The organism is Streptomyces zaehneri, from assembly GCF_032248645.1.
GTDB classification, from domain to species: Bacteria; Actinomycetota; Actinomycetes; order Streptomycetales; family Streptomycetaceae; genus Streptomyces; species Streptomyces coriariae.
The window spans coordinates 26,150-34,243 of record NZ_JASTTJ010000044.1 but is presented as its reverse complement, the minus strand read 5'-3'; the positions used below and the strand labels follow the sequence as shown (position 1 = coordinate 34,243).

Genomic DNA, 8,094 nt, shown 5'->3' with positions numbered 1-8,094 from the left:
CGGGGGGGGGGGCCCCCCCCCCCGACGGGGGGGCCCCCGCCCGCATGTATGTATGTGCCATGTCCGCATCTGTACGGCGCCCCGTCCGTATGCGCGGACGGCGTCCCGTACATGCGTGGGTACGGCGTCCCGTCAGGCCTTCCGGCGTCCTATCAGGTGCGGCTTCGCCTCGAGCCCGTCCAATCCGTGCCAGGACAGGTTCACCAGGTGGGCCGCCACCTCCGCCTTCTTCGGGCGGCGCACGTCCAGCCACCACTGGCCGGTCAGGGCGACCATGCCGACCAGGGCCTGGGCGTACAGCGGGGCCAGTTTCGGGTCGAAGCCGCGGCTCTTGAACTCGCGGCCCAGGATGTCCTCCACCTGGGTGGCGATGTCGGAGATCAGGGACGCGAACGACCCGGTCGACTGCGGGATGGGGGAGTCCCGGACCAGGATCCGGAAACCGTCCGTGTACTCCTCGATGTAGTCGAGGAGCGCGAACGCCGCCTGTTCGAGGAGCTCGCGGGGGTGGCCCGCCGTCAGCGACGACGTGACCATGTCCAGCAGCCGGCGCATCTCCCGGTCCACCACGACCGCGTAGAGCCCCTCCTTGCCGCCGAAGTGCTCGTACACCACCGGCTTGGAGACCCCGGCCTTCGCCGCGATCTCCTCCACCGAGGTGCCCTCGAAACCCTTCGCCGCGAACAGGGTGCGACCGATCTCGAGCAGCTGCTGGCGCCTTTCCGCACCCGTCATACGGGTGCGCCGGGCGCGCCGCGGCTTCGCTTCGTTGCTGGGGGTGCTGCTGGGATCGGTCGCCACGCCGTCAATCATGCCGTCTCGGCGGTGACCTTCCCCCGTCGGGAGCCGTCCTCACCGGTGTTACGGCGCGAATCGATACGCGAGCGTGACGGCCAGCGCACGTCGTAGGCCCACCCGAGCATCTCGAACCAGCGGATGAACCGGGCCGAGGAGTCCAGCTGGCCCCGCATCACGCCGTGCCGCGCCGATGTCGGCTCCGCGTGGTGCAGGTTGTGCCAGGACTCGCCGCAGGACAGGATCGCCAGCCACCAGACGTTGCCGGAACGGTCCCGTGACTTGAAGGGACGCTTGCCCACCGCGTGGCAGATCGAGTTGATCGACCACGTCACGTGGTGCAGCATGGCCACCCGCACCAGCGAGCCCCAGAAGAACGCCGTGAACGCGCCCCACCAGGACATCGTCACCAGCCCGCCCACCAGCGGCGGCAGCGCCAGCGACAGGATCGTCCAGTAGACGAACTGCCGGGACACCGCGCGGATCGCCGGGTCCTTGATCAGATCCGGCGCGTACTTCTCCTGCGAGGTCTGCTCCTCGTCGAACATCCAGGCGATGTGTGCCCACCACAGGCCCTTCATCAGGGCCGGGAGCGTCTCGCCGAACCGCCACGGTGAATGCGGGTCGCCGTCCGCGTCGGAGAACTTGTGGTGCTTGCGGTGATCGGCCACCCAGCGCACGAGCGGACCCTCCACCGCCATCGACCCCATGATCGCCAACGCGATCCTCAGCGGCCGCTTGGCCTTGAACGAGCCGTGCGTGAAGTAGCGGTGGAAACCGATCGTGATGCCGTGGCAGCCGAGGAAGTACATGAAGACCAGCAGACCGAGGTCCAGCCAGCTCACCCCCCAGCCCCACGCCAGCGGCACCGCCGCCAGCACCGCCAGGAACGGGACGACGATGAAGATCAGCAGCATGATCTGCTCGATCGAACGCTTCTGCTCGCCACCGAGCGTGGCGGAGGGCGTGGAGGTACCGTCGGGCGCTTTCGAAGGGTCATCGATCACGTTGGAGCTGCCTGTGGTCATGCGCGTCCCCTGGGGGGTCTTGGATTGAGGGAGATGCCGTCGTTCCGCACACCGCGGAAGGTCGCACAGCGAACCAAAGCCACGCTCCCTACGGTTCCGTAACCTACGGCATCGTAAGTATGGCAGCGCCCTGCCCGGCGGCAAGAGCCCGCCAACCTGCGCGTCCCCGCGGACACCTATCCTTGGAGACAGTCGGACAGCGCGGTCCGCTCTGTTTTCTTCCCGGATGTCCGGCCCCTATGCGACGCCCGCCGCGGGGCCGGAGTACGGGTTCCCTCCCGGACGAGCTTCAACACTGCAAGGAGCCGCACCTGTGAGCAGTGCCGACGACCTTGGCCAGGTCACCACAACGACCAGCACCGAGCTGCGCGCCGACATCCGCCGACTGGGTGACCTGCTCGGCGAGACCCTCGTACGGCAGGAGGGCCCGGAGCTCCTCGACCTGGTCGAGAAGGTCCGCCGCCTGACCCGCGAGGACGGCGAAGCCGCCGCCGAACTGCTGCGTGGCATCGAACTGGAGACCGCGGCCAAGCTGGTCCGCGCCTTCTCCACCTACTTCCACCTCGCCAACGTCACCGAACAGGTCCACCGCGGCCGCGAACTGCGCGAGCGCCGCGCCGCCGAGGGCGGCCTCCTCGCCCGCACCGCCGACCGCCTCAAGGACGTCGACCCCGAACACGTCCGGCAGACGGTCCGCCACCTCAACGTCCGCCCCGTGTTCACGGCGCACCCCACCGAAGCCGCGCGCCGGTCGGTACTCAACAAGCTCCGGCGCATCGCCGCGCTCCTGGAGACCCCGGTCATCGAGGCCGACCGCCGCCGCTACGACACCCGCCTGGCCGAGAACATCGACCTCGTCTGGCAGACCGACGAGCTCCGGGTGGTACGCCCCGAGCCCGCCGACGAGGCCCGCAACGCCATCTACTACCTCGACGAACTCCACGCGGGCGCCGTCGGCGACGTCCTGGAGGACCTCACCGCCGAACTGGAGCGGGTCGGCGTCAAGCTCCCCGAGAACACCCGCCCGCTCACCTTCGGCACCTGGATCGGCGGCGACCGCGACGGCAACCCCAACGTCACCCCCCAGGTGACCTGGGACGTCCTCATCCTCCAGCACGAACACGGCATCAACGACGCCCTGGAGATGATCGACGAACTCCGCGGCTTCCTCTCCAACTCCATCCGCTACACCGGCGCCACCGAGGAACTCCTGGAGTCGCTGAAGGCCGACCTCGAACGGCTGCCCGAGATCAGCCCCCGCTACAAGCGCCTCAACGCCGAAGAGCCCTACCGCCTCAAGGCCACCTGCATCCGGCAGAAGCTCGAGAACACCAAGCAGCGCCTCGCCAAGGGCATCCCGCACGAGAGCGGGCGCGACTACCTCGGCACCAGCGAGCTCCTCGCGGACCTCACCCTCATCCAGACGTCCCTGCGCGAGCACCGCGGCGGCCTGTTCGCCGACGGCCGGATGAACCGCACCATCCGCACCCTCGCCGCGTTCGGCCTCCAGCTCGCCACCATGGACGTCCGCGAGCACGCCGACGCCCACCACCACGCCCTCGGTCAGCTCTTCGACCGCCTCGGCGAGGAGTCCTGGCGCTACGCCGACATGCCCCGCGAGTACCGCACGAAGCTCCTCGCCAAGGAACTGCGCTCCCGCCGGCCGCTCGCCCCCAGCCCGGCCCCCGTCGACGCCGCCGGCGAGAAGACCCTCGGGGTCTTCCAGACCGTCAAGCGGGCCCTCGCCGTCTTCGGGCCCGAGGTCATCGAGTCGTACATCATCTCCATGTGCCAGGGCGCCGACGACGTGTTCGCGGCGGCGGTCCTGGCCCGCGAGGCCGGACTCGTCGACCTGCACGCCGGCTGGGCGAAGATCGGCATCGTGCCGCTCCTGGAGACCACGGACGAGCTGAAGGCCGCCGACACCATCCTCGAGGACATGCTCTCCGACCCCTCCTACCGGCGCCTGGTCGCGCTGCGCGGAGACGTCCAGGAGGTCATGCTCGGCTACTCGGACTCCTCCAAGTTCGGCGGCATCACCACCAGCCAGTGGGAGATCCACCGCGCCCAGCGCCGACTGCGTGACGTCGCCCACCGCTACGGCGTCCGGCTGCGGCTGTTCCACGGCCGCGGCGGCACCGTCGGCCGCGGCGGCGGCCCCTCCCACGACGCCATCCTCGCCCAGCCCTGGGGCACCCTGGAGGGCGAGATCAAGGTCACCGAACAGGGCGAGGTCATCTCCGACAAGTACCTCATCCCCTCTCTGGCCAGGGAGAACCTGGAACTGACGGTCGCGGCCACGCTCCAGGCCTCCGCCCTGCACACCGCGCCCCGCCAGTCCGACGAGGCACTCGCCCGCTGGGACGCTGCCATGGACGTCGTCTCCGACGCCGCCCACGACGCCTACCGCACCCTCGTCGAGGACCCGGACCTGCCGACGTACTTCCTCGCGTCGACGCCGGTGGACCAGCTCGCCGACCTGCACCTGGGCTCCCGGCCCTCCCGCCGCCCCGGCTCCGGCGTCTCGCTCGACGGCCTGCGCGCCATCCCGTGGGTCTTCGGCTGGACCCAGTCCCGTCAGATCGTCCCCGGCTGGTACGGCGTCGGCTCCGGCCTCAAGGCGCTGCGCGAAGCAGGCCTCGACACCGTCCTGGACGAGATGCGCGACCAGTGGCACTTCTTCCGGAACTTCATCTCCAACGTCGAGATGACCCTCGCGAAGACCGACCTGCGCATCGCCCAGCACTACGTCGACACCCTCGTCCCCGACGACCTCAAGCACGTCTTCGACCGGATCAAGGCCGAACACGCCCTGACCGTCGCCGAGGTACTGAAGATCACCGGCGAACCGGAACTGCTCGACGCCACCCCCGTGCTCAAGCAGACGTTCACCATCCGCGACGCCTACCTCGACCCGATCTCCTACCTCCAGGTCACCCTGCTCAAGCGGCAGCGCGACGCCGCGGCCGCGGGAGCGGAGCCCGACCCCCTCCTCGCCCGCGCCCTCCTCCTCACCGTCAACGGCGTCGCCGCCGGCCTGCGCAACACCGGCTGACCCCGCTCCGCGCACAAGAGGGTGCCCCCGGGTCCGTACGAACCCGGGGGCACCCTCTTTCACACGCTCACACGCTCACACCGCGAGGAAAGCCGCCGTCAGCAACGCGACGCCCGACCCCGCCAGCGCCCAGCCGACCCGCACCCGCCCCAGACCGCCCGCGACCACCACCGACGCCAGCAGCAGCGCCCCACCCAGCGGCACCCACGCGTACAGGACCCCGGCCGGACCGGACCGCACCACCTCGTCACTGCCCGGCTTGATCACCACGGTGTAGATCCCGCCCTTGCGCACCGCCACCGACTTCTCGATCTCCACGCGCGCGCGTGCCGTCGACCCGGCGGACAGCGGCGTGTACGGCCCCGCACACGTGTCGTCGCCGCACCGCGTCACCTCGACCGTGCCCTGCTCCCGGCCCTTCGTCAGCATCACGTGCTGCGCGGACCCCCAGGAGCCCCACACCCCCGCCAGCAGGATGAGCACGGCGACCGCGCCCATCGCCACGAGCCGCCCGAACCGCAACACGGTCTCCGAAGCCGGGCTCCTGGCCGGTCTGGATCCCCTGGATCCACTGGCCGCGCCCCCGGCAGCCCCCTTGGCCGATTCCGATCCCTTGGCCGAGCCGGAGCCGGAGCCGGAGCGCGAGCCTTTGGCCGGGGCCGCGCCTCCGGCCGGGCTCTTGGCCGAGCCCTTACGGGAGTGACCCCGACGGCGGTGGGACGAGGCTGCTGTGGCAGGCATGGCCGGGATCATTGGCCATGCCTGAACGGCCCGTCAACCTGCGGGGGTGACAAGTCAGGAGTTGTAGGTGCTTTGCGCCCGCTCCAGACCCTCCAGCACCAGGGCCGCCGCCGCATCAGCCGCACGGTCCACGAAGTAGTCCAGCTCCTTGCGCTCGGCCGAGGAGAAGTCCTTCAGCACGAAGTCCGCCACCTGCATCCGCCCCGGCGGCCGCCCGATCCCGAACCGCACCCGGTGGTAGTCCGGGCCCATCACCTTCGTCATCGACTTCAGACCGTTGTGCCCGTTGTCCCCACCACCGAGCTTCAGCCGCAGCACGCCGTAGTCGATGTCCAGCTCGTCGTGCACCGCCACGATGTTCGCCACCGGCACCTTGTAGAAGTCCCGCAGCGCGTTCACCGGCCCGCCCGACACGTTCATGAACGACATCGGCTTCGCCAGCACCACCCGCCGGCTCCCCGCACCCGGCGGACCCAGCCGGCCCTCGACGACCTGGGCCTGCGCCTTGCCCGCCCGCTTGAACCTTCCCCCGACCCGCTCGGCCAGCAGATCCGCCACCATGAAACCGACGTTGTGGCGGTTCATGGCGTACTCGGGGCCGGGATTGCCGAGACCCACGATCAGCCAGGGGGCATTGGCGTCGGTCGTCACGTCCATGTCTCCTTGATACGCGCAGGCCGCCGCTCCCCGGAGGAAGCGGCGGCCGACGGGATGAGGTGCCGGGAAATCAGGCCTCGGTGCCCTCGGCCTCGGCGGACTCCGCCGGGGCCTCCTCCGCCTGGGCGGCCAGGACCTGGAGGACGACCGCGTCCTCGTCGGTGGCCAGCGTGGTGCCCTTGGGCAGCGGGATGTCCTTGGCGAGGATCGCCGCGCCGGCCTCCAGGCCCGCGATGGAGACGGTGACCGACTCCGGGATGTGGGTGGCCTCGGCCTCGACGTTCAGCGTGCTCAGCACGTGCTCGAGCAGATAGGCACCCGGGGCCAGCTCGCCCTCGGTGTGCACGTAGACCTCGACGTTGACCTTCTCGCCACGCTTCACGAGGAGCAGGTCGACGTGGTCCAGGAAGCCCTTGATCGCGTCACGCTGCACGGCCTTCGGGATGGCCAGCTGGGTCTTGCCGTCGATCTCGAGGCTGAGCAGGACGTTCGGGGTGCGCAGCGCGAGCTGGAGCTCGTGGCCCGGCAGCGTGATGTGCACGGGGTCGGCACCGTGGCCGTAGACCACGGCGGGAACCTTGCTGTCACGGCGGATACGGCGGGCGGCGCCCTTGCCGAACTCGGTGCGGGTCTCGGCTGCGAGCTTGACCTCGGCCATGTTCACTCCTCGTAGAACGGGGGAAAGTTGGTCACCCGGCCAAACCATCGGCCTGCTACGAAGAGCGCGTCGATAACGGACCGCCGCACACAGACGTGTACGGCCTCCCTCGCCGAGCAACTGTGGCAGTTTACGCAGCGGGAAGGCCGTACAGGAAATCGATCTAGACGAGGACCGTCACTGCTCGTCGAAGAGGCTCGTCACCGAACCGTCCTCGAACACCTCGCGCACCGCGTTCGCGATCGTCGGCGCGATCGACAGCACCGTGATCTTGTCCACCTCCAGCTCACCCGGCGTCGGCAGGGTGTTGGTGAAGATGAACTCGCTGACCTTCGAGTTCTTGAGACGGTCGGCCGCCGGACCCGACAGCACACCGTGCGTCGCCGTCACGATGACGTCCTCGGCGCCGTGCGCGAACAACGCGTCCGCGGCGGCGCAGATCGTGCCACCCGTGTCGATCATGTCGTCGACGAGCACACAGACCCGGCCCTTGACCTCGCCCACGACCTCGTGGACCGTCACCTGGTTCGCCACGTCCTTGTCACGCCGCTTGTGCACGATCGCCAGCGGCGCGCCGAGCCGGTCGCACCAGCGGTCGGCCACCCGCACCCGGCCCGCGTCCGGCGACACGACCGTGAGCTTGTCGCGGTCCACCTTGCTGCCCACGTAGTCGGCGAGCAGCGGCAGCGCGAAGAGATGGTCCACCGGGCCGTCGAAGAAGCCCTGGATCTGGTCCGTGTGCAGATCCACCGTCAGGATCCGGTGCGCACCCGCCGTCTTCATCATGTCGGCGATCAGACGGGCCGAGATCGGCTCACGCCCGCGGTGCTTCTTGTCCTGCCGGGCATAGCCGTAGAACGGCACGATGACGGTGATCGAGCGGGCCGACGCGCGCTTCAACGCGTCGATCATGATCAGCTGTTCCATGATCCACTTGTTGATCGGAGCGGTGTGGCTCTGGATCAGGAAGCAGTCCGCACCTCGCGCCGACTCCTGGTAGCGGACGTAGATCTCGCCGTTGGCGAAATCGAAGGCCTTCGTCGGGACGACCCCGACACCCAGCTGGTGGGCGACCTCCTCGGCAAGCTCGGGGTGGGCGCGGCCGGAGAAGAACATCATCTTCTTCTCGCCGGTCGTCTTGATCCCGGTCACAGCACTGT

Annotated in this window: 7 protein-coding genes; 1 reads left to right on the top strand and 6 read right to left on the bottom strand. The window is 69.5% G+C overall.

Annotated features, from left to right (window positions below):
* Positions 1-132: 132 nt before the first annotated feature.
* Both QQM72_RS39560 and QQM72_RS39555 read right to left on the bottom strand, forming a co-directional pair.
* Entirely contained in the window at positions 133-813 is a 681-nt protein-coding gene (locus QQM72_RS39560) for a TetR/AcrR family transcriptional regulator (protein ID WP_062645257.1), read from the bottom strand.
* The gene (locus tag QQM72_RS39555) at positions 810-1,823 is read right to left on the bottom strand and encodes an acyl-CoA desaturase (protein ID WP_314225650.1); all 1,014 of its coding nucleotides are present in this window, start codon (positions 1,821-1,823) and stop codon (positions 810-812) included. The genes QQM72_RS39560 and QQM72_RS39555 overlap by 4 nt, the downstream gene beginning before the upstream one ends.
* Positions 1,824-2,136: 313 nt before the next feature.
* On the opposite strand from QQM72_RS39555, the gene ppc reads away from it, so the two are divergent.
* Complete coding sequence (gene ppc / locus QQM72_RS39550) at positions 2,137-4,878, top strand: phosphoenolpyruvate carboxylase (protein WP_314225649.1); 2,742 nt, start codon at positions 2,137-2,139, stop codon at positions 4,876-4,878.
* Positions 4,879-4,953: 75 nt separating this feature from the next.
* Here the strand turns inward: ppc and QQM72_RS39545 are convergent, their stop codons facing one another.
* From QQM72_RS39545 to QQM72_RS39530, 4 genes are all read right to left on the bottom strand, one after another.
* Positions 4,954-5,403 (bottom strand): hypothetical protein, encoded by a 450-nt coding sequence (locus QQM72_RS39545; protein WP_399080330.1) that lies wholly within the window; start codon positions 5,401-5,403, stop codon positions 4,954-4,956.
* Between the two features lie 270 nt (positions 5,404-5,673).
* Positions 5,674-6,276, bottom strand: coding sequence for an aminoacyl-tRNA hydrolase (pth, locus tag QQM72_RS39540; protein WP_314225648.1), 603 nt, complete (start codon positions 6,274-6,276; stop codon positions 5,674-5,676).
* A gap of 70 nt (positions 6,277-6,346) precedes the next feature.
* Positions 6,347-6,934 carry a 50S ribosomal protein L25/general stress protein Ctc gene (locus QQM72_RS39535; protein WP_054244131.1) on the bottom strand — a complete coding sequence of 196 codons (588 nt, stop codon included), beginning with the start codon at positions 6,932-6,934 and terminating at the stop codon, positions 6,347-6,349.
* 177 nt (positions 6,935-7,111) lie between these two features.
* Positions 7,112-8,086 carry a ribose-phosphate diphosphokinase gene (locus QQM72_RS39530; protein WP_020128448.1) on the bottom strand — a complete coding sequence of 325 codons (975 nt, stop codon included), beginning with the start codon at positions 8,084-8,086 and terminating at the stop codon, positions 7,112-7,114.
* Positions 8,087-8,094 lie beyond the last annotated feature (8 nt).